We start from the raw sequence: 26,171 nt of genomic DNA on the forward strand, positions 1-26,171 counted from the left end.
TGCGCCATGGATATCGATCGCCGCCGCCTGTTCACCACCTCGGCCGCCGGCCTTGCCCTTGGCGCACTGCCGCCGGCAGCGGTGCAGGCTGCGCCGCTGCCGTCCGCGCTCGGCCGCGACGCCAGCCAGTACGGCCTGCGCGCCAACAGCCCCGACGACCAGACCCACGCGCTGCAGCGCGCGATCGACGATTGCGCGCGGGCGCAGGTGCCGCTGGCGTTGCCACCGGGCGTCTATCGCACCGGCCTGTTGCGGCTGCCGCATGGCGCCCAGCTCGCCGGCGTCGCCGGTGCCAGCCGCCTGCAACTCACCGGCGGCGCATCGCTGCTCGAAAGCCAGGGCGGCGACGGCATCCGTCTTGTCGGCCTCATGCTCGACGGCGGCGGCGTGCCGCTCCCGACCCGTCGCGGCCTCGTGCACTGTCAGCAGGGACAGGATCTGCACATCGTCGATTGTGAGATCATGGCGAGCAGCGGCGCCGGCATCTGGCTCGAGAATGTCAGCGGCGAGGTCCGCGGCAACCGCATCCATGACATCGCGACCACGGCCGTGATCTCGTTCGATGCGCGGGGGCTCGCTGTCAGCCAGAACAGCATCAGGGCCTGCTCGGTCAACGGCATCGAAATCCTGCGCAGCGCGATCGGTGACGACGGCACGCTGGTCACCGACAACCGCATCGCAACCATCAAGGCCGGCCCCGGAGGCTCCGGTCAGTACGGCAACGCCATCAACGCGTTCCGTGCCGGCAATGTCATCGTGCGCGGCAACCGCATCAGCGACTGCGACTATTCGGCGGTGCGCGGCAATTCCGCCGCCAACATCCAGATCGTCGGCAACAGTGTCAGCAATGTCCGCGAGGTCGCGCTCTACTCCGAGTTCAGCTTCGAGGGCGCGGTGATCGCCAGCAACACCGTCGACGGCGCCGCGACCGGCGTCTCGGTGTGCAACTTCAACGAGGGCGGCCGCCTCGCCGTGGTGCAGGGCAATGTCATCCGCAACCTGCTGCCGAAGCGCCCCGCCGGCACCGCACCCGACGATGATGCCGGTGTCGGCATCTATGTCGAGGCCGATACGGCCGTCAGCGGCAATGTCATCGAGAACGCGCCGTCGTTCGGCATCATCGCCGGATGGGGCAGCTACCTGCGCGACGTCGCGATCACCGGCAATGTCGTCCGCAACGCCCGCGTCGGCATCGGCATCTCGGTCACGCCTGGCGCCGGCACGGCTCTGGTCAACGGCAACATGATCTCGGGCGCCTCGCTCGGCGCCATCGTCGGCCTCGATCACGCCAAGCCGGCAAGCGGCGACCTCACCCTCGCAGGTGCGTCACGCTTTCAGCAGATTGCGCTCGGCACCAATACCGTGCGTTGAGAACATCACCGGCGGCAACAGCGGCGGTCGCTGGATATCAGCATTGTCGATACGCGGCAGGCTCGCCACCTGCCCCCTCTCCGGCAGCGGGATGACGGCCCCACCCGGTTCGGACCGCGGCAATGCCGGACGCCGGACATCGGCTTCATCGGCCTTCGGCAGGCTCGCCACCACGCCCCGCTCGCGCCGCGAAACGATCGCAGCACTCGGCTCCGACGCCATCGGAGGCGCCTGCATCTCGGGCTGCGGCACTGTCGGCACACGCCCGCTGGCCGGCTTGAACTGCTCGATCCGCCGCCACGCGTCCACGGCGGCCTTGGCCTCGCGCACGTTCAGCAGAAAGTCCGTTTCGGTGTGAAAGCGCCGCCAGCGACCGCTGTCAAACAGCTCGGTCAGATAGGCCAGCCGCTGCTCTGCGAGCGCGCGCCCACGCACTGCGGGCCGTGCGAAGTAGGTCAGGGTCTGAGTCTTGTCCGGGCGCTGCTGGAGCTCAGGTCGCTGGGTCATAAAAAGTCCGCAAAGAATCCAAGGCCGGACGCAGACGCAACGACGAATCAATCAGCCGATGCGACTATTTTGTGGAAAGATTGTGGGATGTCCAGATGCGAGAATTGACATTCCGCATTCGGACACGTCAGGCGGGGGAAGGCGCAGATACCGCTCGCGGAGTGCGACCAGCATCGCAGCCGCCGCTCATATGGCATTGGTTGATGACCGATTTTTGAAATGCCGATGTTTCGACGGAATTATCTCACCTGCAGCCTGATCGCGGCCCGGAACGAACCGCGGGCAGCATCGGCCGGCGGCAGCAGCGGTCCGGATACGGCCGGTGTGCCGGTGTTGGTGGTGCCGGACAGCGCCGGCGGCCCGGACGGCGCAGCGACCACGGCGATCGAGCGCGACAGTGCGGCGGTGTAGTCCGGCACCGAGGTGAAGGCACTCCTGGTAAAATCGTGCCGGATGGCGTCGCCACCGTCGGCCCGCACCGCACAGACGGCCACCACCGTCTCCGTCCCCTTGTCCTTCATCCGGTACTGGAAGGGCGCGCCGATGCCGGGAAACTGCACGGGGACGCCGGCCCGGACACGGTTGTCCTGCTGAAACTTGTTCGGCAGCAGCACCGTGCCCTCGCCCTTCTCATCGACGTCGGTCAGGGTGAGGAAGCAGTCGCGCGGCGTCACCACGGTGAAGATCGGGCTGTCTCCCAAACGATAGCTGTCGGCATCCGAGGTCAGCGACAGATCGGTGAGCGAGATCGGCTGCGCGAGACTCTGGGTGAACGCTTCCGACTGCCGCGCGCTTGCAAGCCGCACCGGCCTTAGATCAGTCAGCTCGGCGGCCAGATCCCGAAACATCACCTCGAGCTGATCGCGCGGCACCGAGCCCTGCGACAACCGCCGGATCAGCGGCCGGATCTTCGGCTTGGCGTCCGCGGCCGCCGCGGTGAAGTCCTTGACCGAGATGCCGAGCTCGGCGGCAGCCTGTGCGAGGTCGAGATCGTCCTCGTAGCGCTTGAACAGCGCATTGATCATCTCGACGCCATTCAGCTTGAGCGCCGGATCGAGGCCCGCGCGCGCCATGGCGTCGGCAAACCGCTTTGCATCCGCAGCAATCGTCGCGTCCATCCGATCGTGCGGCGGATACAGCCCCTCGACCGCATTGCGCACCTCCAGCGCAAACGCGCGCGCGCCGAGCACGCTGTCGCGGATGTCGTCCTTGGCCTTGCGCAATCCCTGGTCGTGGCAGCCCATGCAGGACACACCGTTGGTGACGGCGAAATCCTTGCGGGAGGCATCCCGGACGATCGACGTCGGCCCCTTGTCGAGCCGCTCGCCATTGGCCTTGTTCAGGTAGTAGCCCTGGAAGCCGTTCGGCAGGCTGAAAACGGTCTCGCCGCCATCGTGATAGAAGCCGTCGCCGCCTGGACCGAGCGGAAAATCGAACAGGTTCTGGCGATCGCGGTTGCCGGCGAAATCATATGATGTCCAGAAATAGCCGCTGCGCGACGGGTGCCGCTCGATCAGGCGGTTGTTCTGGCTAACGCCGGACTTCTGAAAACCGGCGCGCTGCGCGACGAAACTGCGGATGTCGTTCTCGACATTCACGCCGTGGTCCCGTGTCAGTTCCTGGAAGGTGGCGGGCAGCCGCAGCAACTGATGATAGAGCGGCGGCTGGGAGGCGGCGAACGCGAACCAGTCCGCGCGCAGATACGGCAGCGCCGAGCCCGTGGCGCTCGCCAGTGCCCCCTGGCCCGGCTGATCCGACTGGACGTTGTAGGGATAGACGGTCAGCAGACCGTCCCAGTCCGCTGCACTCCAGCCGAGGTCGGCGAGGTTGACACGCAGGATGCTCGCCTCGGGACCGATCGTCTCCAGCGTCACCACACCAGGCGAGCGGCTGAGCGAGTTCAGGAGCTTCACCGCGCCCTGGCGATAGACCTTCATCGCCGCGGCATCGGTGCAGCTGTTGGCGAGATGGGTCAGCGTCAGGTAACGCGTCATCGGCCGGCGCGCGGCCGGCTGACGCGCAAGGTCCGCGGCCATGGCATCGATCATTGCCACTGGCGTGATCAGCTTGTGACTTTCGCACGATGCCGTCGCCCGATTGCCGAGCGCGGTGACCCAGGCCTCGAGGGCCTTCAGATCGGCTTCCGAGACGTTGCCAAAGCGGGTCTCGCCCTCGTAGTTGACGTCATAAGGCATTTCCCTGTCGGCGATCTGGCGAAACAGCTTCGACCCCAGCGGATTGCCGGGCAACACATAGCTGGGGTTCGCGGCGATCTGGTCGAGCCTGAGGATGTTGCCGAAGTTCTTGGCGGGACGCTCGCGATTGACCAGGCGTCCTTCCTGGTGACAGCGCGCGCAATTGCGCTCCAGCACCGCAAAGGCGGCTTTCGCGACGGGATCGGTCGGCGGCAACACCGCATCCTGCGCCCGCATCGCGGTGCCGCCGAGCAGCATGCCAAGGCCGGCGACGACCGCGATCCGAACCGCCTCGCGGCGCATAACGTCCAACCGGCCGGGCATGCACATGTCTTTCCAAAAACCTCGATCTATCCGAACGCGTTTTCTTCACGCCAACCGGCGTCCGCTTCGCTCGATAACGCGCTAACGCGCCGCCGTCACGGTGGTGTTGACGATCTGGACGCGGCGATTTTCCGCGGCGAGCGGATGAGCCGGATTCTTCAGCCGTTCCTTGCCGAAGCCGACGGCGATCAGCGTATCGGGCGGCAGACGAAACTGGTCGATCAGCGCGCGGCGCACGGCCTCCGCGCGCCGCTGCGACAGCTTCTGGTTCACGCCTGCACTGCCCTTGGCATCGGTATAGCCGTTGATGAAGAACACCTCGCCCCTGAATTCGGGACGCGACAGCGCCTGCCCAAGAGCTGCGAGCATCGGCGCGGCCTTGGCGCCGATCCCTGCCGAACCGGACTCGAACAGGATCTCGAGGTCGATCGCCGGTCGTGCGCTGGCGATCGCATAGACCTGCTCACGCTCCGCGGCGGTCGGCGGGGCCACCGGCTCGACGGCGATGGAGCGGCTGCGCAGCGCGTCGACGAACTGCTTGTCCGCCGCGGCCCTGGGATCGGGTGCCGCGGAGCCGAAGCTGCGGGTCAGCCGCGATGGCGACCGCAATGCGGCGCTGATGTCGTCTGCAAGAGATTGAGCAGGAGATTGCGCGAATGCGCAGGTCGGAACGATCACAATAAGGTGCAGGATCGCATGTCCCGCATCACGGAACATCCGGCGCCGAAAGGCCCACAGAAACGACCGAATGGCTGCCACGCACCTCATCGCGAATCCGATTTAAAAAGACCCGCCCGGGGGGACAACCGGGCGGGTCCAGCCGTTTCGGCACGTGGGTGGATGGGCGCTCGCGCCGAACAGCCCGGGAGGGTTGCCCCTCCCACAACAGGTAGTCGCGGCAGGGCGCCGGACGTTCAAATCGGGATGCGATTTTTTTGGGAAGTCCGGCAATCACGATGGCATGTCGCGCGGCCAGCAATCTTCATACACATTCACGGCTGGGATCGTTGAGCAGCATCAGCCGCGGCGCGCGGCTGTCACGACATCACCGCCCAGCGCGCCGACGGCGTCGCGGCCAAGGTCGGCAACAGGGCCGGCAAACTCAGCGTTCGGTCGGCTGCGCCGGGCCACCCGCGGGCGCGGGCCCCGTGGCCGTCGCGACGGGCGCGCCGACCGCCGTGACAGCACCGAACGCGTCCGCGCGGCCTGCGCCGAACTGATCGTCGCGGCCGGGGGGACCAAGGTCCTGCGCGGTCTTGCTGAGGATGCCCCGCACCTCGTCCGCGGTCAGCGCCGGATTGCGTTCGATCATCAGTGCGACCAGACCGCTGATATAGGCGGCGGCGAATGACGTGCCGGATGTCACCTGATATTTCGCGTCCGGAGCGGCGGTCAGGATGTCGACGCCGGGCGCGGCGATCGCGATATGGCCGCCGCGGTTGGAGGCGGGAAACAGCCGGTCGGCCGCGTCCGTCGCGCTGACCGCGATGACGTTGCGATCCGCGGCGGGATAGAGCGGCGGCGATTTCGGGCCGGCGTTACCGCTGGCCGCAACCAGGATCACGCCCTTGGCGGCGGCCGCCGCCAGGCTCTTGCCGATCAGCGGATCCTCCGGTCCGGCAAAGCTCATGTTGATGATGCGGGCTCCATGCGACACCGCATAGTCGATGCTGCGCAGGAGCACGAACGAAGTGCTCTCCGCGCCGCCGCCCGCCACGCCGAACGCACGGATCGCCAACAGGCTCGCCGATGGCGCGGTACCCATCAGGCGGGCATGGGCCGCGATCACGCCGGCGATGCCGGTGCCGTGGGTATGCGGCCCCTCCTTGCTGCCCAGCGCATCGAACGTGCCGCCGATCACGCCGGCAAGCTCGGGATGGCTGACATCGATGCCGCTATCGATCACCGCGACGGTGATGTTGTCGCCATGGGCCAGTGTATGCGCCTGCGGCAACCGCAGCTTGGCGAGCGCGTACTGCGCCGGATCGCCTTCCGCCGCCGCCTGCTGCAGCGTGAAGCGATAGTTCGGCTGCGCCGACTTGATGACGTTGTCGGCCACAAGCTCGCGCACCACGGCGTTCACCGAGCGGTTGTCGGGAATCCGCCAGCGATACATGGTGCTGCCGATCAGCGGAAAACTCTGCGACTGCACGCGCGTCAGGCGATGGCGGCGGGCGATCGCATCGGCTTCCGCGTCGGTCGGATTGCCCTCGACCTCGATCACCAGCTCGCGCGGCACGAAGCGACGGTCGCTGTCGACGACCACGTTCTTCTTGCTGCGGCGGGACGTGCCCCGGCCATTGCCGGACTGATCCGGCGGTCCGCCGGACGCGGACGTTCCCTGCCCTCGCGCCGACGGATCCTGATAGTTCAGGTTCGGCGAATAGCGCACGTTCGGCGCAAGACTCGGGCCGAGATTGACGGTCGGCATACGCGGACCGACGTTCGGACTCACACTCGGTGTGACCGTCGGTGCGATGCGTGGCCCGACATTGATATTGTTGACGTTGGGCCCACGGCTCATGATCGACTGGGCGCGCGCAGCGGCGAACGACACGACGAGTGCGGCGGCGGCCACCAGCAGGCCGAACGCTGGTCCACGCCGCTTGCTGGCTGCGCCGTTCCGGTGCTTCCCCATCGGATCCTCCATGCCTGATGTGCCAACCGCACCTCAGACGCCTCAGCCGCTCACCCGCGTCGCGCGCGGCAGACGGCGTTCGGCCTCAAACCATCGGATGCGCGCCGGCGACCTTTCGCACGGCTCACTCCGCCGCAGCGACGAACCCGACGATCTTGTCGGCCTGGATCTGCGACGTCAGCCGCGCCAGTTCGTCCTTCGACAGCGCACTGTCGCCGAACCGGACGCGGAACATGCCGGCCTTCGGGCCGTCCACGATCGACGCCTTGTGGGTGCCGAGGAAGGTATTGATGTCGGCGATCCGCGCCTCCGGCGCAAACCGGATCAGCATGACGACACCACCCGCCGCCGCCGAGGCACCCTGATAGGACGCGGTCTGGTAGCCGCTGCGGTCCTTGACCAGCACGGTGCCGATCACCCCCGCCTGCAGCAGCACGAGCAGTGCCGCCGCGGTCGCGGACAGCGCCAGCGTGCGCGGCGACAGGCTGGCAACGAATTCGGTGATGCGCGCCGACAGGCTCAATGCCACCGACGGCTTGCGGGCCGGCTCGGCATCGATCGCCGTGAACAGCTTGTGCATCACGCGCGCCGATGGTGCTCCGAGGCTTTCATTGAGATGAATGGTCGCAGCGTACTCGTCCTGGATCACGGCGTACTGACGCGCCAGCGCCGGATCGCGCGCCAGAGCATCGTCGACCCGCCGTGCGTCACGCGCATTGAGGGTGCCGTTGGCGTGCCAGGGCAGCAAGGCCTCGAGCTCGCCGGGCTCGTCCTCTGTCATTTTTTTGCTTGTCGCGGTCATGGCCAACCTCGTTCGACGCCGGCTGCTTTCAGCAGCTCGGCGAGCTTCTTGCGCGCGTAAAACAGCCGCGTCTTGACCGTGTTTTCCGGAATACCGACAATCTCGGCCACCTCTTCCACGGACTTTTCGTGGTAGTAGACGAGATCGACGATCTCCCGGTGCTCGGGCGAAAGTGCGGTCAAACATTTTTTCAGCGTCTCGCCCTTGTCCTTCTTCTGGATGGAGACTTCGGGATCATCGGACGTATCCTCGATCGACGCCGCCGTCTCGTCGTCCAGTGCCTCATCTCTCCGCTTGCGCAGCGCCGACAGGGCCTTGAAGCGCGTAATGGCGAGAAGCCAGGTCGAGACCGCCGAACGGCCCTCGAACTTGCCGGCCTGCCGCCACACATCGAGAAACACCTCGCTGATGAGGTCTTCCGCGATCTGCTCGTTCCGCACCAGCCGCAACGCAAAACGAAACACCCGCACATGGTGCCTTCCATAAAGCACCTGCATGGCGAGCCGGTCGCCGGACGCAATCCGGGTGATCAGGACCTCGTCCGAAGCCGCCTGGACGGCGCTCAACGGCCAACTCGCTGGGTTGGTCGGATCGATTGGAGGGGAGGTTCGAATGCCACGGGAAAATCTTCGCTAAATGCCTGGAAAATCGAGAGCCGGGTCCGGCCCATGCAAATTGTCCCTGAATCGCGGCTCAGGGCAAGGCATGCGGCCTCTATTTGCCTTATAGGTAATTAAACACCGCATTTGGTTCAAAAGAGATCAGACTATCGGGTTCCCGCCGCGCTAAAAGCGCAGCATCCGCGTGCCGGCGAAGGCCCCCACCAGCGCCACGAGGGTGGTCGCCAGCGTATACCAGGTCGCCACGAACAGGGGGGAGTCGTCGGTGCAGTGCGACGCATAGAGCGTCGCCGCAAACCCCGCCGAGATCAGCCCTGCGACAGCCCCGGCCAGCGCCGGCCGGGTCGGAGCGCCATGGCGCAGCGCCAGGAGGGACGCCGCGAGCAGCGGCAGCGACATGGCCGGGATCGCGGTCATGCAGACACGGGCATTGTTGCCGACCAGCCGGGCACTCCAGCTCAGGCGCTGCGGCACCATGGCTTCCGCGACGATACCGCCGACCAGGAGCCCCACCGGCAGCGCCAACAGCCAGAACCGCCCGCCGATGGTCGCACCGGGCCGCGCCAGCCGCAGCCCGATGGCGAGCGCGGGAATGGCCAGCCCCAGCGTCACAGCGAATTTGAGATCGAAGAGCGGATTGTGCACGGCTGTTCCGACGTCGGGCCGCACATGCAGCGTCATCATGAACATCATGGAGGAGATCGTTCCCGCGACGATCAGGCCCACGGTCAGCCAGACGCGGACAGACGACGAGCGCCAGTCGTTATCGGCGGCAAGAGTGTGGATCAGGCGATCGGTATCCATCTCAATCCTTCCGGAACCTGGCGGCGAGGCTGGCGAGACCACGATGCAGCGCCACGCGCACGGCCCCCTCGCTCATCGCGAGCTTTGACGCCGTCTCCTTGATCGACGCGCTATCCACGGCGATGGATTGCAGCACGTCGCGCTGGCGCGCCGGCAGGCTATCGAGGTGGCTCGCCACCTCGACCGACGGCAATGTGTCCTCGGCCGGCTCGCCCGGGATCACCTCGGCGAAGTCGTCGATGTTGACGAACACCCGCCGTCCACGCCGGCGCAGCGCATCGATCAGCTTGTTGCGGGCGATCGCGAACAACCAGGGCGCGAACGGCGCGTTGTCGTCCCAGGTGTGCTTCTTCAGGTGAACGGCAAGAAGAATGTCCTGCACGACGTCCTCCGCTTGATCGACCGGCTGGCCCGCACGCGCCAGCCCGCGGCGCGCAACCGCACGCAATACCGGCGCCACATCCCTGAGCAACGTCTGATAGGCGGCGTTGTCTCCGGCCTTGGCCGCCCGCATCAGGCCGGTCCACTCGCTGTCACGTCCGCGCACAGGCGCTCCCTTCGAATTCGCCCCTTCTCGTACTTTGTTACGGGCCATTCCTGCAATCACGCAATCGTGAACAAAACTGATTTTGGAGGCCCAGACAGAGGGTTAGCCGCTGCGGTCCCCTGCCCCGCTTTTGCCCCGCACAAGGCCGAAGATTCCCTTTTTTGGCCCAATGACGGTCACGACCGGGGGCTCCCTTGCCCGGCTGGGGGCAGGCAAACGGGGATATTGCCAATGCAGATCAAGGCCAACGGGCGTTCGGCCGTCATCGTTGCAGCGGGACTTCTGGCGATCTGGGCGTCGCCAGTGCGGGCCTGCGATACAATCGACTGTCGGCGGATCGTGCTGGCGCAGGCAAGCGAGGCGGAAGCCGCCCCCGCCGCGGCCGCTGCTCCCGCCGCGACTGCGGACGCTGAACAGCCGGTCACCCGGAAGAAGAGCCGCCACAGCCAGCATTCGTCGCGCAAGACGGACAAGCCTGCCGCCAAGACGAACGGCGCACCGAAGAGGGAGCCGGACAGCAAGACGTCCAGCGCCGAGAAGCCCGCCGAACCGACGAGCGGCGCACCAGACGATGGCAAGCGGGCCGACGCCAAAGATGGCGTCAAGGACGGCGTCTCGCCGACCGTCGCCAACGCCCATGCGCAGATGATCGGGAGCGCCGGTTCCACTGAAACGCAGAACCTTTCGCCGTTCGCAACGCCGGCGACGACGGCCGGCGACACGCTGACGGCCGTCGATCAGGGCGCGATGGCGACGCCAGCAACCGGCTCCAATGCGGACAGCCAGATCGTCGCCTCCGACGAGCTCAACGAACTCGATCGCGCGGCCGGCGACAAGCCTGCACCGAAGGTGCTGCATCCAATCTCATCGTCAGCTCATGCCAGCATCAGTTCCGACGACACCTGGGGACAGACCTCGCTGATCGGCAAGATTTTCATCGCCGTCGGCGGCCTGCTGACGCTGGCATCCGCCGCGCGGATGTTCATCGCCTGAGATACCGCGCGCCGGCCCGACGGGCCGGCGGTCAGCGCCATCGCGACTGGTGCAGCGGCTCGCTCAGCGGTCTCGTGAAGTGGTCTTGCGGCCGTTGCGGGCAACAGGCAGATTGCGGCCCATCCACGGTCGCCTGGTGTGGTGGATCTGACATTCGCAAGCAGCCCGCCACAGGGATTGCGCATGTGAGAAACACGGCATCGGCGACCCAGCCTCAAACCTGTGACGGGATGGACCATGAGCACGTACGAGCACATCATTGTTGAACGCAAGGGCGCGGTGGGCGTCATCCGGCTGAACCGGCCGAAGATGCTCAATGCGCTGTCGTTCGGGGTGTTCAGCGAGATCGCCACCGCGGTCGACGCGCTCGAGGGCGACGCAGCGATCGGCTGCCTGCTGATCACCGGCAGCGAGAAGGCCTTCGCCGCCGGCGCCGACATCAAGGAGATGCAGCCGAAGGGCTTCGTCGACATGTTCAACACCGACTTCCATTCCATTCGCGGCAGCCGCGTGGCGGAGTGTCGCAAGCCGACCATCGCCGCGGTCAGCGGCTACGCGCTCGGCGGCGGCTGCGAGCTCGCGATGATGTGCGACATCATCGTTGCGTCCGACACCGCCAAATTCGGCCAGCCCGAGATCACGCTCGGCACCATTCCGGGCATCGGCGGCACGCAGCGCCTGACCCGCGCCATCGGCAAGTCGAAGGCCATGGACCTCTGCCTTACCGGACGGATGATGGACGCTGCGGAAGCGGAGCGCTCAGGCCTTGTCAGCCGGATCTTCCCGGCGGACAAGCTGCTGGACGAAGCCATGGCCATGGCGGAGAAGATCGCGTCGATGTCGCAGCCGGCGGCCGCGATGGCCAAGAGCGCGGTCAACCGCGCGCTCGAAACTCCGCTCGCCGAAGGCATGAACGTCGAGCGCGACCTGTTCCACGCGACATTCGCGCTGGAAGATCGCTCCGAAGGCATGGCTGCCTTCATCGAGAAGCGTCCGGCGAAGTTCAGGAATCGCTGAGCACGCGCGATTGCGGCGCGCCACGAGGCGCGCCCATTCATGTCAGCATCAGGCCGCGCGGGTGCGCACGAGCGCCCCGCCGACCAGCACCCTGAAGACGCGATCGGCAAAGCTTTTCGGCTGGTCGAAGCCGAGGCGAGCAAGGCACGCCTTGTCGTCGGCCGTCGGCGCAGCCCCCAACAAGCCCTCCCGTGCGAGACCGAGCAAGGCGAGCGGCGATGCGGACGCCTCCTTCAGCAATTGCAGCGCCGGGATCAAGCGCTGCTCGACATCCGTGAAGTCGCTCCCGAACGGAAACATCGGCAGCAGCCCCGCCTCGCGCGCCGGCCTCAAGGCCGCCGCGATCCGCTCCGGCAGATTCGCGCGATGCGCGGCGGGGATTTCATAGGCGCGCGGCAACTTGCCGGCGTCCTTGGCCCGCGCCATCAGTTCCCCCTGGAAGCGGGAATCCGTCACCGCCAGCATCGCCGCGATGACGTCAGCGTCCGACTTGCCGCGGAGGTCGGCGACGCCGTACTCGGTGACGATCACGTCGCGCAGGTGGCGCGGAATGGTCTGGTGGCCGTAGGACCACAGGATATTCGAGATGGTTTTTCGCCCCGTGCCGCGCGTCGCCTCCAGTGTCAGGATCGAGCGCGCGCCCTCCAGCGCGAAGGCCTGCGCGACGAAATTGTACTGGCCGCCGACGCCGCTCACCACCTGGCCGTCGTCGAGCCCGTCGGAGATCACCGCGCCGAGCAGCGTCGCCATCATCGCGTTGTTGACGAAACGCGCGTCGATGCGCGCCCGGCGCTTCAACTCCTCGTCGCCATAGAGCTCGTTGGTGAACGACACTGGCATCATGCGGATGCGATCGAGGTCGGCAGGCGCCATCGCGCGCAGCGCGCGGTAGAACGCTTTCGGCCCGAGGAAAAATGCGGCGTGCAGCCGTGCGCCATCGGCCTCGCGCGTCAGGATGCCGGCCTCGATCAGCGCCAGGAACGCCTCGAAGAACATTTCGCTGACGCCGTAGAGCCCTTTGTCGAAGCGGCCGGTCTCGGGCGGCGGCGGCAGTCCCGGCGACAGCCGCGCTGCCAGCTCGCAAAACCGCTCCGGTGCGCGGTGGCGGACGATCAGGCTCTGCGCCAGCGCGTCGCCGACCTGGCCGATGCCGATCTGCAGGCTGCCGCCGTCACGCACGAGACCCGCGGCGTGCAGGCCGATGGCGTATTTGGTGTCGCTGACCGGCTCCGACGGCGGCGCGAACAGCGGGAATTCAGATGCAGGACCTTCCAGCACCGCATCGAACTGATCCGCCGCAAGGTCGCCCTCGCCCGGCATGAACGGCAGCTCGGAGTTGACCTGCGCGATCAGCTTCGGCAGTGCGCCGCCGCGGGCGCGCACGGCGCGCAGCACATCGAGCGTGGTGTCGGTGTTGCAACTCAGGCTATAGCGCGGAACGCCATCGACCACCCTCTTCGCCACCAGCTGCGCGATGACATTGAGGCCGCGCGCCTGCAGGTAGGACGCGGCATGGGTATAGTTGGTCGAGATGTAATTCTGCTGTGCCCGTGCGTTGCGCAGCCAGCGGCCGGCGAGAAAGAAGAACTCCAGCACCTCGATGTTCGGCGGCAGTGTACCGTCGTGCAGTGCGCGGGCATAGGCGAGATCCGGATAACCGCCGAACAGGCGGTCGATCACCGGGGTGATGAAGCGGCGCTCGATCTCGGTCGACGGCCGCGGTTTCTCCAGCGTCAGTGCGGCGAAGATGGTGAGATGAACGCTGCGGTCGGCGGCCGCGCGATCGAACAGCGCATTGACGACATGGTTCGCCTTGCCAAGCCCGAGCGGCAGGCCGACGACAAGACGGGGCCCGACATCACGGATGATCTCTTCCGCAAGAGCATCCGGATCAGAAAACATCTTCGGCATCGACAGGCTCGCAGTAGGCAACAGCAGGAGAAAACGTCAGGCGCCGGCGGCGCCGACCGTCATGCCGCCGCAGACATAGAGCACCTGGCCGGTGATGAAACCGCTGTCCTTGTGCAGGAAGAACGCGATCGCATTGGCGATGTCGTCGGGCGTTCCGAGCCGGCGCACCGGCACCGTCTCGATGATCGCTTTGGTGCGCGGGCTGTCCGGCGGGTTGGCGCGATCGAACAGCTCGGTCTTGATCGGCCCGGGGCCGATGGCGTTGGCGGTAATGCCGTGCTCGCCGAGCTCCAGCGCCCACACCTTGGCCATGCCCTGCAGCGCGGCCTTGGAGCCGGCATAGGCCGTGCGCAGCTCCTTGCCGAGCGCGGCGCGCGACGAGACATTGACGACGCGGCCGAATTTCGCCGCCTTCATGCCCGACAGCAGCGCTTGCAGGCATTGCATGGCGCAGCGGGCGTTGAGCTGCATCACCGCGTCGAAGTCTTCCAGTGTCTGCTCTGCCAGAGACGCCGGGCGCACCACGCCGACATTGTTCACCAGACGGGTGATCGGTCCGCCTTCCAGGGCCTGCGCCAGCGCCGCGGCGGTGGCCTGCGGATCGGACAGATCGGCGATCAGGCCATCGCCGACCCGGTCGATGCTGACGACCTCGTAGCCGTCGGCACGGCATCGCTCGACCGCCGCGCGGCCGATTCCCGATGCCCCACCCGTCACCAGAACGCGTTCTCGCGCCATCGTTTTTTTCTCCCGGCAGCGAATGTCAAATCCGCTCAGATGCGGCCAATGTCGCCATCGGGCATGGGGTGGTCAAGCGAATTGCGCACCTTCACGCGCATGGCTGCGTGCCTGCGGCGCACCACCACGCACAGCGCGGCGGCCGCCGGGCCGTGCTGTTGTTCCGGTCAGTGGAAATCGCGCGACGCCGGCAGAATGCGGACATTGCGGGGATGGCGGTGTTTCGGCGCCGGCAGGCTGGCGTCTTCGCGCTCCACGGCAAGCGGCGACCCCGGTGTCGCCGCAGCCGGCAGCAACGGCCGGCGCACCAGCGCATCGTTGGCGAGCCCCACCAGATCCTGCGAGCGATCGACCAGCCGCTCGGCCACGAGATGGGTCACGCCCTCCGCGCTCTGGATGCGCCCCTCGATCAGCACAAGGCGCGCGCCCATCACTTCCTTGCGGAAGCGCTCCATCGCCTTCGGCCACACCACGATATTGGCGATGCCGGTCTCGTCCTCGATGGTCAGGAACACGACGCCCTTGGCGCTGCCCGGCCGCTGACGCACCAGGATGACGCCGGCGATCGCGACCGCGGCCCCATTCGGTCGCGCCGTCGCTTCGCGGCAGGACAGCACGCGCTCGCGGGTGAAACGCTCTCGCAGGAACTGCATCGGATGTCCCTTCAGCGACAAGCGGATGGTCTGGTAATCAGCGACCACATGCTCCGACAGCGCCATGTCCGGCAGCGGCTGCGCCGCCTCGTCCGGCTGCTCGCGCGCGGTAGCCGCGGCGAACAACGGCAGCGGCACGTCATCCGGCAGGCGGCGCACCGCCCACAGCGCCGAACGGCGGTCGAGGCCGAGCGAGCGGAACGCATCGGCGTCGGCGAGCAGGATCAGCGCCCGCTTGGGCAGGCCGGTGTCGCGGGCAAAATCCTCCAGCGACGTGAACGGCCGGCGTGCGCGGGCCCGCGCGATCCGCATGTCCCAGGCATCCGCCTGCCGCGCCCGCATCGCCGCCTCGTTCTCGTCCCTGACATCGGGATCGAACACGTGGAAGCCATCGATCTGGCGGAAGCCGAGCCGGAGCGCATGATAGCGGCCGCAGCGATCCTCCAGCGTGTTCTGTCCTTCGCTGAACGACACGTCGATGTCGCGGACCACGACGCCGTTCTTGCGGGCGTCGCTGACGATCTGCGCCGGCGCATAGAAACCCATCGGCTGGGAGTTGAGCAGGCCGCAGGCGAACGCGTCGGGATGGAAATGCTTCAGCCAGGACGACACGTAGACCAGTTGCGCGAAGCTCGCGGCATGGCTTTCCGGAAAACCATATTCGCCAAATCCCTTGATCTGGTTGAAGCAGTTTTCGGCGAACTCCTTGGGATAGCCGCGCGCGGTCAGATTGCCGATCATCTTCTGTTCGAAGGTATGGATCGTGCCCATGTGACGGAACGTGGCCATGGCGCGACGCAACTGATTGGCCTCGTCCGGCGTGAACCTGGCCGCCTCGATGGCGATCCGCATCGCCTGTTCCTGGAACAGCGGCACGCCAAGGGTGCGCCCTAGCACTTTTTCCAATTCATCTGCCGGGCCATGCTCGGGCGACGGCGATGGATACACCACCTTTTCGATGCCATTTCGCCGCTTGAGATAGGGATGCACCATGTTGCCCTGGATCGGCCCCGGCCGCACGATGGCGACCTCGATCACGAGGTCATAGAATTTCTGCGGCCGCAATCGCGGAAGCATGTTCATCTGGGCGCGGCTCTCGACCTGGAATACGCCAAGAGATTCGCCGCGCGACAGCATGTCGTAGACAGGTTTCTCTTCGGGTGGGATCGTCGCCAGTTCCCAGCGCTTTCCCTTGTGATCGTCGATGAGATCGAAGCACTTGCGGATGCAGGTCAGCATGCCCAGCGCCAGAACGTCGACCTTCATCATGTTCAGCGCATCGATGTCGTCCTTGTCCCACTCGATGAAGGTGCGGTCGTCCATCGCGGCATTGCCGATCGGCACATAGGTGTCGAGCCGGTCCTGGGTCAGCACGAAACCACCGACATGCTGCGACAGGTGCCGGGGAAAGGTGATCAGTTCGCCGGCGAGTTCGACCGCGCGCCGGATCATCGGATTGGCGGGATCAAGACCGGCCTGCCTGATCTGCATGTCGCTGAGGCCGTCGCCCCAGCTGCCCCACACCGTGTCGGCGAGGGCCGCGGTGACGTCTTCGGTCAACCCCAGCGCCTTGCCGACATCGCGGATGGCGCTGCGCGGCCGGTAATGGATCACGGTAGCGACGATCGCGGCGCGGTGACGGCCATAGCGGTTGAAGACATACTGCATCACCTCTTCGCGCCGCGAGTGCTCGAAATCGACATCGATGTCCGGCGGTTCGCTGCGCTCCTGCGACAGGAATCGCTCGAACAGCAGGTCGACCTTGGTCGGATCGACCGAGGTGATGCCGAGCACGTAGCACACCGCCGAATTGGCGGCCGACCCTCGCCCCTGGCACAGAATATTCTGCGACCGCGCGTAGCGCACGATGTCGTGGACGGTCAGGAAGTAGTGCGCGTAGTCAAGGGTCGCGATCAGCGCCAGTTCCTTGTCGATGGTTTTTTGCACCTTCGGCTCGATGCCGCCGGGATAGCGCTGCGCAATGCCGTCCCGCACCAGGTCCTGCAGATGCTGTTGCGCCGTCTTGCCCGGCGGGATCGGCTCGTCGGGATACTGGTACTTCAACTCGCTGAGCGAGAAGGTGATGCGATCGGCAAAACGCAGGGTCTCGGCGACGGCATCCGGCAGGTCACGAAACAGCCGCGCCATCTCCGCCGCCGGCTTGAGATGCCGCTCGGCATTGGCCGCGAGCCGCCGGCCGACCGCCTCGATGGTGGTCTTCTCGCGCACGCAAGTCAGCACGTCCTGCAGCGGGCGGCGGCCGGGATCGTGGTACAGCACCTCGTTGGTGGCGAGCAGCGGCACATGGGCGATCGCGGCAATGTGCTGCAACTGGGCCAGCCGCCGCCGGTCGTCGCCGCGATACAGCAGGCTCGCGGCAAGCCAGACGCCATCGGCGCCGCTGGCGCGCAATGTCGCCAGCAAGGCCCGGGCCGCCGCAGCGTCGAAACGATGCGGCAAAGCCAGCACCAGCAACTGCCCCTCGGCAAAATCCAGCAGGTCCGGCAGCGCGAGATGACATTCGCCCTTGCCGGCGGAGAGCTTGCCCCGGCTGAGCAGCCGGCAGAGCCGGCCATAGGCGGCGCGGTCGCGCGGATAGACCAGGATATCGGGCGTGCCATCCATGAAGACCAGCCGCGCGCCGACCAGGAGTTTCGGCTTGTGCGTGACCTCGTGGTTGTCGAGTTCGCTGTAGGCGCGCACCACGCCGGCAAGCGTGTTGCGGTCGGCAAGGCCGATCGCCGGCAGGCGCAGACGGCTCGCCTCATGGACATATTCCTGTGGATGCGAGCCGCCCTGCAGGAACGAGAAATTGGTGGTGATGCCGATCTCGGCGTAGGCGGGGACGCTCATGCGAACAATCCATGCATGAACCACTGCGGCGAGACAGCCTTGCCGTCGGCATCGTGCGTCTCGCCGTAGAGACCGTCACGGTAGAGCCAGAAGCGAAGGCCGGATTCATCTTCGACACGAAAATAATCCCGTGTCGGCAGCGCCTCGTCCTGCCGCCACCACTCCATGGCGATGCGCTCCGGCCCTTCCACATGCACCACCGCATGGGTGGCGCGCCGCCACTTGAAGCGCGCCGGTGGCCCGTCCGGCACCTCGGCGATGGCTTCCACCGGTTCGGGGGCCTCGAACAGCCGCAGCGGCCGCAGTGGCGGCTCGGCCGCGATGCGTGCCGGCCATGTCGCTGCCCCTGCGGCGTCCAGGCGATGCTGGGCCGGCACGGCGATCTCCGCACGCTCGGGGATGTGCGTGTCCTGCGGCAGATGCACGACGACACGATGGCCGCCGATGCGCGCGGCAATGCGGTCGACCAGCGCCGACAATTCATCCGCATCATGGGCGTGGGCGTCGAGGTCGCGCTGCTCCTGCACCACCGTCTCGACATGGCTCGCCGACAGCCGGATCAGGTCAAAGCCGAAACCGGGATCGAGCGGATCGGCGAGCGCGGCGATGCGCTCGCGAAACAGCCGCTCGACCACCGCCGTCCGGGTGATGGGACGTCCGGCCTCGACCGCGAGCGTGCGCACAGCGCCGTCGGTGCGGAAGAACGCCGCCGTCAGCCGGCGCGCGCCCTTGCCATGACGCTCCATGGTCGTCACCAGCATGCGCGCCAGCGCATCGAGCGTGCCCATGATCGCCACGTCTGACGCCACCGGTTCGGGAAAACGTTTCTCCGCCATGTAGTCGGGCAGCGGGTGGCGCGGCGAGATCGGCGCGTCGCTGCGCCCCAGCGCCTGCTGCAGCGTCGCGGTGAAGGCAGCGCCGAAGCGGGCCGTGATCTCGTGCGGCGCGCGCGAGGCGACATCGCCGATGGTCTTGAGGCCGGCGCGGCGCAGGCCGCGCGTCACCGCATCATCCGCGCCGAGTGCATAGACCGGCAGGGGATGAACCGCGGCGGCCTCCTCGCCCGGCGCCACCACACGTCCGCGCCCGGCAAGCGCCACCGCTCGGGCACAGGCCGGCGTGCCGGCGATCGCCGCGCTGATAGCGAAGCCCTGCCGGGCGAGCGCGGCACACAGCGTGTCGATCAGCGCCGTTTCCCCGCCAAACAGGTGGGCGCAACCGGAGACGTCGAGCAGCAGCCCGTGCGGCGGATCGAATGCCACGAGGGGCGTGAAGCGGTCGCACCAGTCGGCGATGGCACCGAGCGCTTGCGCATCGGCCGCCTCGTCGGCGTCGAACACCTGCAGGTCCGGACAGATGGCGCGAGCATTCGCCAGCGGCTGTCCGATCTCAAGACCGCAGGCCGTCGCGACCTCGTCGAGCGCGGTGATCACCAGGGCATTGACCACCTTGCCGACCACCACCCACGGGACGGACGGCGACGGCGCGACGTCAGCCGGCGCGGCGGTGCGCGACAGCCGGCGGCGCAGGCGGTCGATAGGAAGGCGTGGCAGCCGCAGGCTGAGAATGCGCCGACGGTTCACGGAAAAGGCACTCATCACACATCCATTCCATGATCCACTGGCCGGTCTGGCCATGACGATTGCGAACCAGTGCGACGTCGAGCTGCGGCGCCCCCCATGCGTCCCAAGGGGATCGCGTGCGCGAGCGCGCCGAACGAACGATCCAGCGCGTCTCCGCGGTGTTCGCCACCGGCACGGCCGCGGTTCGCAGCACCAGGCAGGTGATGCCCGACGCCTGCGCCGCCAGCGTCAGCTTGCGGCTCGCCACGCTGTCGAACTGGCGCGCGCCGCCCCACACATCGAGCACCACGGCCCCGAGCGCGGAACAGGCGAGCGCATCGGCGGTGACGCGCAGCGCCATGTCGATATCGGTGGCCTGCACCATCACAATACGGCGCGGATCGAGCCCGAGCTCGGCGAGCCCGCCCATCGACAGCGCACCGGTTTCTCCCGGGCCAAAATCCTGCCGCACCCACAACAGCGGACGCGACATCGCGCAGCGCCAGGCGAGGCCGGCGGCGAACGCGGTGGCGGATGCGGTCTGACGGGTCTCCGGCGCAAACACCTCGTGCAACGCACTGCGCACGACCCCGCCTTGCAGCGTCGCATCCGCCCCGCGATGGCCGAGTTCGACGCGCGCCACCGCATGGCGCGTCTCGCCCGCCTCGAGGCGTTCGATCGCTCCACGCAAGGTCGCAAGCGTGCTCGTGCGCGCGCCGCTCATGCGCCGCTCCTGAAAACTCTGGCCTGACATCATTCGCCTGGATTGAACGAATGACCGCGCCATTTGTTCATGATACGTTCCAGTGAAGCAAAGCCGGCTGCCGGAGTCAATGCGACTTTTCCCGATGCTATTTTCCTGAATAAAAACAGAGACCTGATCGAATGGACGTGCGACGCAAGCTCGAAATCCTGGCCGATGCCGCCAAGTACGATGCCTCCTGTGCCTCCAGCGGCACCGAGGCGCGGGACTCCTCCGACGGCAAGGGCCTCGGCTCGACCGCCCCCGGCATGGGCATCTGCCATTCCTATGCGCCGGATGGGCGCTGCATCTCGCTGCTGAAAGTGCTGCTGACCAACGCCTGCAGCTTCGACTGCCTCTACTGCGTCAACCGCGCCTCCAGCAACGTGCCGCGCGCCCGCTTCACCGTGGACGAGGTGGTGAAGCTGACCATCGCCTTCTATCGCCGCAACTACATCGAGGGCCTGTTCCTGTCGTCGGGCATCATCCGCAGCCCCGACTACACCATGGAGCAGGTGGTGCGGGTCGCGCGCAGCCTGCGCGAGGACCATCACTTCCGCGGCTACATCCATCTCAAGACCATCCCCGACGCCGACGAGCGGCTGATCACCGAGGCCGGCAAATATGCCGACCGCCTCAGCATCAACATCGAGGTCCCGACCGAAACCAGTCTCGCGACGCTCGCTCCCGAAAAGGACGTGCGCGCCATCCGCCGCACCATGGGACGGCTGCGCCTCAAGCTGGACGAAGCCCGCGAAGGCAGGAGCCACCGCGGCAAGACGGCGCCGCGCTTCGCCCCGGCGGGCCAGAGCACCCAGATGATCGTCGGTGCCGACGCCGCCAGCGACAGGACCATCCTGCAGACCAGCGTCAACCTCTATGGCTCGTACAATCTCAAGCGCGTCTACTATTCCGCCTTCAGCCCGATCCCCGACGCCAGCCGGGCGCTGCCGCTGCAGGCACCGCCGCTGGTGCGCGAGCACAGGCTCTACCAGGCCGACTGGCTGCTGCGCTTCTACGGTTTCGACCTCGCCGAGCTGACGAGCCCGCTCGAAGACGACATGCTGCCGCTCGACATCGATCCGAAGCTCGCCTACGCGCTGCGCCACCGCGATCGTTTTCCGGTCGACGTCAACCGCGCCAGCCGCGAGGAGCTGCTGCGCGTGCCCGGCTTCGGCACGCGCACCGTCGCCAGCATCCTCGACGCCCGCCGCCTGACACGGCTGCGCGTCGCCGATCTCGCACGGCTGCATGTGCCGCGACGCAAGGCGCTGCCATTCATCACGCTCGCCGATCACACGCCCGCGCCGACCCAGCTCGACGACAACCGCCTGCGCGAGCGCCTGCGGCCGCCCGCCGCACAGCTTGGTTTCGTGTTCGAGTGAGGAGGCCCGACCATGCATCATATCCTGCTTGCCAGCGACACCGATTTCGAAGGCTGGCGCACGGCGGCGCGTGCATTGCTGCGCGCCGACGTGGCGCCGGCAGACATCGCCTGGGATGTCGAGGGCCGCGCGGCCGTGCTGTTCGCGCCGACGCCGCTGCCACAGCCGGACGGCGATTCCGCCGCCGTGCATGTTCCCGCAGCCTTCATGAATCTGGCGCGCAGCGCCATTCTCAACCGCGAGCCGCAGCGTTTTGCCCTGCTCTACCGTCTGCTGTGGCGCCTGCGCGCCGAACCCGAGTTGATGCGCCTCGCCACCGACGAGGATGTCATGCGGATCGGCAGCCTTGCCCGCGACGTCCATCGCGATGAACACAAGATGCAGGCCTTCGTCCGCTTCCGCGAGATCGGCCGCGAACGCGAGTCGCGCTACGTCGCCTGGTTCGAACCGGCGCATTACATCGTCGAGGCGACCGCGCCATTCTTCGCGCAGCGTTTCGCCGACATGGCCTGGTCGATCCTCACCCCCGACCGCTGCGCCCACTGGGACGGCTCCCACACCGTGTTCACCGAAGGCGCGACGAAGGCCGACGCGCCGGCCGGCGATCCGCTGGAAACCGTCTGGCGCACTTACTACGCCAGCATCTTCAATCCGGCACGGCTCAAGGTCCGGGCGATGAAGGCGGAGATGCCGGTGAAGTACTGGCGGAACCTGCCGGAGGCTTCGCTGATTGACCCGCTGATCCGAAAAGCCGGTCAGCGGACGCAGGACATGGTTGCCCAGCCGCCGACCGCGCCGCACGGATCACCGCAGCGAAAGGAAGCCGTGATGGACAAGGTTCCGGCGACCAGTGACGCGCTGGCGCATCTGCGCCACGAGGTGATGGCCTGCCGCGCCTGCCACCTGTGGCAGGATGCGACCCAGACCGTGTTCGGCGAAGGCCCGTCCCACGCGCCGGTGATGCTGGTCGGCGAGCAGCCCGGCGACAAGGAGGATCTCGCGGGCCGGCCGTTCGTCGGCCCGGCCGGACAGATGCTCGACCGCGCGCTCGCGGAGGCCGGCATCGACCGCGACAAGGTCTATGTCACCAATGCGGTGAAGCACTTCAAGTTCGTGCCCCGCGGCAAGATCCGCCTGCACCAGAAGCCGAACGCCGGCGAGATCAAGGCGTGCCGCCCGTGGTACGTGCGCGAGCGCGCGCTGGTGAAGCCGACCCTGGTGGTCGCGCTGGGGGCGACGGCGGCCCACTGCGTGTTCGGCAAGGCGACGCCGATCGGCAAGAGCTGCGGCCGGCTGATCGATCTCGACGACGGCGCGCAGGCGATCGTCACCGTGCATCCGTCCTATCTGCTGCGGCTGCCCGATGACAACGAGAAGGCCGCGCAATACGCGGCCTTCGTCGCAGATCTCAAACTGGTCGCGAGGGCGCTGCGTCAGGCGGACGCCGCCTGATCAGGCCGGCAGCGTGCCCTCGACCAGCTTCACCCAGTACGACGAGCCGTGCACGATCGCTTCGTCGTTGAAGTTGTAGGCGGGGTGATGCAGGCCGGCGCTGTCGCCATTGCCCATGAAGATGAAGGCGCCGGGGCGCGCCTCCAGCATGTAGGCGAAGTCTTCCGCGCCCATGATCGGCACCGCATTGTCGCTGACATTGCTCGCGCCCGCGACCTCCGCGGCGGTCTTGAGCGCGATGTCGGTCTGGTCGGGATGGTTGACCAGCACCGGGTAGCCGCGGTTGTAGTCGAGCTCGATGGTGGTGCCGGTGGCCTGCGCCACGCCCGCCACCACCTCCTGCACGCGCTGCTGCACGAGGTCGCGCATCTTCGGCTTCAGCACGCGCACGGTGCCCAGCATCTCCGCGGCCTGCGGGATGACGTTGGTGGTGTGACCGGCATGGAAGCTGCAGATCGAGATCACCGCCGACTCCAGGGGATCGACGCTGCGCGACACGATGCTCTGCAACGCGGTGACGAGCTGCGCGCCGGCGAGGATCGGGTCGATGCCCTTGTGCGGCATCGCCGCATGGCTGCCCTTGCCCTCTACCCTGATGGCAAGCTTGTCCATCGAGGCCATCAGCGGCCCCTGGCGGATCGCGAAGCTGCCGACCGCCATGCCCGGAATGTTGTGCATGCCGTAGACCTGATCGATGGCGAAGCGGTCCATCAGGCCGTCCTTGATCATCGCCGCGGCGCCGGCGCCGCCCTCCTCCGCCGGCTGGAAGATCACCACCGCATCGCCGGCGAAGTTGCGCGTCTCGGCGAGATAGCGCGCTGCGCCCAGCAGCATCGCGGTGTGGCCGTCATGGCCGCAGGCGTGCATCTTGCCCGGCGTGGTCGACTGATAGGACACGCCGGTCTCTTCATGCACCGGCAGCGCGTCCATGTCGGCGCGCAGGCCGATGGTGCGGACGTTGCGTCCATCCGCCGGCTTGCGGCCCTTGATGACGCCGACGACGCCGGTCTTGCCGAGACCCGTGACGACCTCGTCGCAGCCGAATTCCTTGAGCCGCTCCGCCACGAACGCTGCCGTGCGGTGCACGTCGTACATCAGCTCGGGATGGGCATGCAGGTCCCGCCGCCAGGCCGTGATGTCGGGGTGAAATTCGGCGATCCGATTGACGATGGGCATGACGACGTCCTACCAAAACCACAACATGGGCGACGCCCACATGGCGGCGCTCATTCTGATCCGCCGAACCTACCATGGCCCGGGGGTGCGGCCCAATATCCGCGATGCGGCAAAAGCAGTCATAAGGGCCGCCCAATCGCCGCGAACTCAGGCATTTCGCACAATGGATATGGCTTTTCCGCACGTTCCCCGGAACGGAGAAAAATGCTCTAAAAACCATGACAACCAGATGAAATGTGACGGGGTGGCATGACCAGGCAGCTCGAGGGGGATTTCGACTACATCGTCGTGGGTGCCGGCACCGCCGGCTGCATCGTGGCCAACCGCCTGTCCGCCGACCCGCGCCGGCGGGTGCTGATTCTGGAGGCTGGCGGCCGCGACAACTGGATCTGGTTTCACATCCCGGTCGGCTACCTCTTCGCCATCGGCAATCCGCGCTCCGACTGGATGTTCCGCACCGAGCCCGAGGCCGGCCTCAACGGGCGGGCATTGGCCTACCCCCGCGGCAAGGTCATCGGCGGCTCCTCCGCCATCAATGCCATGATTTCGATGCGCGGCCAGGCCGCCGATTACGACCACTGGCGCCAGCTCGGCCTCGCCGGCTGGGGCTGGGACGACGTGCTGCCGGCGTTCAAGCGGCTGGAGGATCACTTCCTCGGCGCCAGCGCCATTCACGGTGCCGGCGGCGGCTGGCGCATCGAGCCGCCGCGGCTGTCCTGGGACGTGCTCGACGCGGTCGCCGATGCCGCCGCGCAGATGGGCATCCCGCGCACCGCGGATTTCAACACCGGCGACAACGAAGGAATCGGCTACTTCCATGTCAACCAGAAGCGCGGCCGGCGCTGGTCGTCCGCGCGCGGCTTCCTCAAGCCGGCGCTGGGCCGCCCCAACCTGCGGCTCGAAACCCATGTGCTGGTCGATCGTCTGATCGTCGAGAACGGCCGCGCCGTCGGCGTGCGCTTCACGCAAGACGGCGAGACCATCGAGGCGCGCGCCCGCGGCGAAGTCGTGCTGTGCTCGGGATCGATCGGCTCGGTGCAGTTGCTGCACCGCTCGGGCATCGGCCCGCGCGAGTGGCTGGCGCCGCTCGGCATCGACACCGTCGTGGCGCGTGACGGCGTTGGCCGCAATCTGCAGGATCATCTGCAGCAGCGCGCGATCTACAAGGTCAGCGGCATCCGCACCCTCAACGAGACCTACTATTCGCTGCCGCGCCGCGGCCTGATGGGCCTCGATTACCTGCTGCGCCGGCGCGGGCCGCTGACCATGGCGCCCTCGCAGCTCGGCATCTTCACCCGCTCCGATCCGCACCAGGAGCGCGCCAACATCCAGTTCCATGTGCAGCCGCTGTCGCTCGACAAGTTCGGCGAGCCGCTGCACCGCTTTCCGGCAATCACGGTCGCCGCCTGCAACCTGCGTCCATCCTCGCGCGGCGCGATCCGCCTGCGCGATGCCAATCCCGGGACGCCCCCGATCATCGCGCCGAATTATCTCGATACGCCCGACGACCGCCAGGTGGCGGCGGATGCGATCCGGGTGACGCGGCGGCTGATGAAACAGGCGGCGCTCGCGCCCTACCGGCCCGACGAATATTTGCCCGGCGCTGAGGTCGGCGATGACGATGCGTCGCTGGCGAAGGCGGCCGGCGATATCGGCACCACCATCTTCCATCCGGTCGGCACCGCGAAGATGGGCCGCGCCGACGATGCCATGGCGGTGGTGGACGAGCGGCTGCGCGTCTTCGGCATCGACGGCCTGCGGGTGATCGACGCTTCGGTGATGCCGACCATCACCTCGGGCAACACCAACACGCCGACCGCGATGATCGCAGAAAAGGGATCGGCGATGCTGATCGCGGACGCGCGCTGAGACCGCGCGCCA

At 67.2% G+C, this 26,171-nt stretch carries 21 protein-coding genes; 7 read left to right on the forward strand and 14 right to left on the reverse strand.

The window, feature by feature from the left end:
• Positions 1–6: 6 nt before the first annotated feature.
• Positions 7–1,371 carry a TIGR03808 family TAT-translocated repetitive protein gene (locus tag AB4Z37_RS14765; protein WP_441517480.1) on the forward strand — a complete coding sequence of 455 codons (1,365 nt, stop codon included), beginning with the start codon at positions 7–9 and terminating at the stop codon, positions 1,369–1,371.
• Here AB4Z37_RS14765 and AB4Z37_RS14770 read toward each other — a convergent pair.
• The 8 genes from AB4Z37_RS14770 to AB4Z37_RS14805 form a co-directional block, all read right to left on the reverse strand.
• The gene (locus AB4Z37_RS14770; RefSeq protein WP_441517481.1) at positions 1,327–1,878 is read right to left on the reverse strand and encodes a TIGR03809 family protein; all 552 of its coding nucleotides are present in this window, start codon (positions 1,876–1,878) and stop codon (positions 1,327–1,329) included. The two genes, AB4Z37_RS14765 and AB4Z37_RS14770, sit on opposite strands and share 45 nt — an antisense overlap.
• 239 nt (positions 1,879–2,117) lie before the next feature.
• Positions 2,118–4,397, reverse strand: a complete 2,280-nt coding sequence (locus AB4Z37_RS14775) for a DUF4384 domain-containing protein (RefSeq protein WP_441517482.1) — start codon at positions 4,395–4,397, stop codon at positions 2,118–2,120.
• An 81-nt stretch (positions 4,398–4,478) separates the two neighbouring features.
• Positions 4,479–5,006: an OmpA family protein gene (locus AB4Z37_RS14780; RefSeq protein WP_441517483.1), complete on the reverse strand. Its 528-nt coding sequence runs from the start codon at positions 5,004–5,006 to the stop codon at positions 4,479–4,481.
• Positions 5,007–5,499: 493 nt separating this feature from the next.
• Positions 5,500–7,035, reverse strand: a complete 1,536-nt coding sequence (locus tag AB4Z37_RS14785) for a S8 family serine peptidase (RefSeq protein ID WP_441517484.1) — start codon at positions 7,033–7,035, stop codon at positions 5,500–5,502.
• A gap of 124 nt (positions 7,036–7,159) precedes the next feature.
• Positions 7,160–7,837, reverse strand: a complete 678-nt coding sequence (locus tag AB4Z37_RS14790; protein ID WP_441517485.1) for a hypothetical protein — start codon at positions 7,835–7,837, stop codon at positions 7,160–7,162.
• A complete protein-coding gene (locus AB4Z37_RS14795) occupies positions 7,834–8,403 on the reverse strand; it encodes a sigma-70 family RNA polymerase sigma factor (protein ID WP_441517486.1) in 570 nt (189 codons plus the stop codon). Before AB4Z37_RS14795 ends, AB4Z37_RS14790 begins: the two co-directional genes overlap by 4 nt.
• Before the next feature lie 219 nt (positions 8,404–8,622).
• Positions 8,623–9,261: an NrsF family protein gene (locus AB4Z37_RS14800; RefSeq protein ID WP_441517487.1), complete on the reverse strand. Its 639-nt coding sequence runs from the start codon at positions 9,259–9,261 to the stop codon at positions 8,623–8,625.
• A gap of 1 nt (position 9,262) precedes the next feature.
• Positions 9,263–9,808 carry a sigma-70 family RNA polymerase sigma factor gene (locus tag AB4Z37_RS14805; protein WP_441517488.1) on the reverse strand — a complete coding sequence of 182 codons (546 nt, stop codon included), beginning with the start codon at positions 9,806–9,808 and terminating at the stop codon, positions 9,263–9,265.
• A 66-nt stretch (positions 9,809–9,874) separates the two neighbouring features.
• Here AB4Z37_RS14805 and AB4Z37_RS14810 point away from each other — a divergent pair, with 66 nt between their 5' ends.
• The gene (locus AB4Z37_RS14810; RefSeq protein WP_441517489.1) at positions 9,875–10,801 is read left to right on the forward strand and encodes a hypothetical protein; all 927 of its coding nucleotides are present in this window, start codon (positions 9,875–9,877) and stop codon (positions 10,799–10,801) included.
• Positions 10,802–11,038: 237 nt separating this feature from the next.
• Positions 11,039–11,818 (forward strand): enoyl-CoA hydratase, encoded by a 780-nt coding sequence (locus AB4Z37_RS14815; protein ID WP_441517490.1) that lies wholly within the window; start codon positions 11,039–11,041, stop codon positions 11,816–11,818.
• A 48-nt stretch (positions 11,819–11,866) separates the two neighbouring features.
• Here the strand turns inward: AB4Z37_RS14815 and AB4Z37_RS14820 are convergent, their stop codons facing one another.
• The 5 genes from AB4Z37_RS14820 to AB4Z37_RS14840 all read right to left on the reverse strand — a co-directional run bounded on the left by AB4Z37_RS14820 (position 11,867) and on the right by AB4Z37_RS14840 (position 20,259).
• Positions 11,867–13,729, reverse strand: coding sequence for an acetyl-CoA hydrolase/transferase C-terminal domain-containing protein (locus tag AB4Z37_RS14820; RefSeq protein ID WP_441517491.1), 1,863 nt, complete (start codon positions 13,727–13,729; stop codon positions 11,867–11,869).
• A gap of 36 nt (positions 13,730–13,765) precedes the next feature.
• Complete coding sequence (locus tag AB4Z37_RS14825; RefSeq protein WP_441517492.1) at positions 13,766–14,467, reverse strand: SDR family oxidoreductase; 702 nt, start codon at positions 14,465–14,467, stop codon at positions 13,766–13,768.
• 167 nt (positions 14,468–14,634) lie between these two features.
• Entirely contained in the window at positions 14,635–17,973 is a 3,339-nt protein-coding gene (locus AB4Z37_RS14830; RefSeq protein WP_441517493.1) for an error-prone DNA polymerase, read from the reverse strand.
• A complete protein-coding gene (locus tag AB4Z37_RS14835; RefSeq protein ID WP_441517494.1) occupies positions 17,970–19,571 on the reverse strand; it encodes a Y-family DNA polymerase in 1,602 nt (533 codons plus the stop codon). Before AB4Z37_RS14835 ends, AB4Z37_RS14830 begins: the two co-directional genes overlap by 4 nt.
• On the reverse strand, positions 19,465–20,259 hold the full coding sequence (locus AB4Z37_RS14840; protein WP_441517495.1) for an ImuA family protein: 795 nt from the start codon (positions 20,257–20,259) through the stop codon (positions 19,465–19,467). Before AB4Z37_RS14840 ends, AB4Z37_RS14835 begins: the two co-directional genes overlap by 107 nt.
• Positions 20,260–20,420: 161 nt before the next feature.
• Between AB4Z37_RS14840 and AB4Z37_RS14845 the strand changes: the two genes are divergently transcribed.
• The gene (locus AB4Z37_RS14845) at positions 20,421–21,662 is read left to right on the forward strand and encodes a putative DNA modification/repair radical SAM protein (RefSeq protein WP_441517496.1); all 1,242 of its coding nucleotides are present in this window, start codon (positions 20,421–20,423) and stop codon (positions 21,660–21,662) included.
• 12 nt (positions 21,663–21,674) lie between these two features.
• Entirely contained in the window at positions 21,675–23,114 is a 1,440-nt protein-coding gene (locus AB4Z37_RS14850; protein WP_441517497.1) for a UdgX family uracil-DNA binding protein, read from the forward strand.
• Here the strand turns inward: AB4Z37_RS14850 and AB4Z37_RS14855 are convergent, their stop codons facing one another.
• Positions 23,115–24,290, reverse strand: coding sequence for a M20 aminoacylase family protein (locus AB4Z37_RS14855; RefSeq protein WP_441517498.1), 1,176 nt, complete (start codon positions 24,288–24,290; stop codon positions 23,115–23,117).
• Here AB4Z37_RS14855 and AB4Z37_RS14860 point away from each other — a divergent pair.
• Together AB4Z37_RS14860 and AB4Z37_RS14865 are read left to right on the forward strand one after the other, a co-directional pair.
• Complete coding sequence (locus tag AB4Z37_RS14860) at positions 24,289–24,543, forward strand: hypothetical protein (protein ID WP_441517499.1); 255 nt, start codon at positions 24,289–24,291, stop codon at positions 24,541–24,543. The genes AB4Z37_RS14855 and AB4Z37_RS14860 overlap by 2 nt on opposite strands.
• Entirely contained in the window at positions 24,540–26,159 is a 1,620-nt protein-coding gene (locus AB4Z37_RS14865; protein WP_441517500.1) for a GMC family oxidoreductase, read from the forward strand. Before AB4Z37_RS14860 ends, AB4Z37_RS14865 begins: the two co-directional genes overlap by 4 nt.
• Positions 26,160–26,171: the final 12 nt, after the last annotated feature.

This window comes from Bradyrhizobium sp. 2TAF24, assembly GCF_052115025.1.
Lineage (GTDB): Bacteria > Pseudomonadota > Alphaproteobacteria > Rhizobiales > Xanthobacteraceae > Bradyrhizobium_A.

Excerpts from the sequence above, each read along its gene's own strand:
- AB4Z37_RS14800 (WP_441517487.1), bottom strand. The coding sequence starts at position 9,261 with ATGGATACCGATCGCCTGATCCACACTCTTGCCGCCGATAACGACTGG.
- AB4Z37_RS14830 (WP_441517493.1), bottom strand. The coding sequence starts at position 17,973 with ATGAGCGTCCCCGCCTACGCCGAGATCGGCATCACCACCAATTTCTCG.
- AB4Z37_RS14775 (WP_441517482.1), bottom strand. The coding sequence starts at position 4,397 with ATGCCCGGCCGGTTGGACGTTATGCGCCGCGAGGCGGTTCGGATCGCG.
- AB4Z37_RS14840 (WP_441517495.1), bottom strand. The coding sequence starts at position 20,259 with ATGAGCGGCGCGCGCACGAGCACGCTTGCGACCTTGCGTGGAGCGATC.
- AB4Z37_RS14855 (WP_441517498.1), bottom strand. The coding sequence starts at position 24,290 with ATGCCCATCGTCAATCGGATCGCCGAATTTCACCCCGACATCACGGCC.
- AB4Z37_RS14850 (WP_441517497.1), top strand. The coding sequence starts at position 21,675 with ATGCATCATATCCTGCTTGCCAGCGACACCGATTTCGAAGGCTGGCGC.
- AB4Z37_RS14860 (WP_441517499.1), top strand. The coding sequence starts at position 24,289 with ATGACGACGTCCTACCAAAACCACAACATGGGCGACGCCCACATGGCG.
- AB4Z37_RS14845 (WP_441517496.1), top strand. The coding sequence starts at position 20,421 with ATGGACGTGCGACGCAAGCTCGAAATCCTGGCCGATGCCGCCAAGTAC.
- AB4Z37_RS14785 (WP_441517484.1), bottom strand. The coding sequence starts at position 7,035 with ATGGGGAAGCACCGGAACGGCGCAGCCAGCAAGCGGCGTGGACCAGCG.
- AB4Z37_RS14770 (WP_441517481.1), bottom strand. The coding sequence starts at position 1,878 with ATGACCCAGCGACCTGAGCTCCAGCAGCGCCCGGACAAGACTCAGACC.
- AB4Z37_RS14820 (WP_441517491.1), bottom strand. The coding sequence starts at position 13,729 with ATGCCGAAGATGTTTTCTGATCCGGATGCTCTTGCGGAAGAGATCATC.
- AB4Z37_RS14825 (WP_441517492.1), bottom strand. The coding sequence starts at position 14,467 with ATGGCGCGAGAACGCGTTCTGGTGACGGGTGGGGCATCGGGAATCGGC.
- AB4Z37_RS14765 (WP_441517480.1), top strand. The coding sequence starts at position 7 with ATGGATATCGATCGCCGCCGCCTGTTCACCACCTCGGCCGCCGGCCTT.
- AB4Z37_RS14790 (WP_441517485.1), bottom strand. The coding sequence starts at position 7,837 with ATGACCGCGACAAGCAAAAAAATGACAGAGGACGAGCCCGGCGAGCTC.
- AB4Z37_RS14835 (WP_441517494.1), bottom strand. The coding sequence starts at position 19,571 with ATGAGTGCCTTTTCCGTGAACCGTCGGCGCATTCTCAGCCTGCGGCTG.
- AB4Z37_RS14815 (WP_441517490.1), top strand. The coding sequence starts at position 11,039 with ATGAGCACGTACGAGCACATCATTGTTGAACGCAAGGGCGCGGTGGGC.
- AB4Z37_RS14865 (WP_441517500.1), top strand. The coding sequence starts at position 24,540 with ATGACCAGGCAGCTCGAGGGGGATTTCGACTACATCGTCGTGGGTGCC.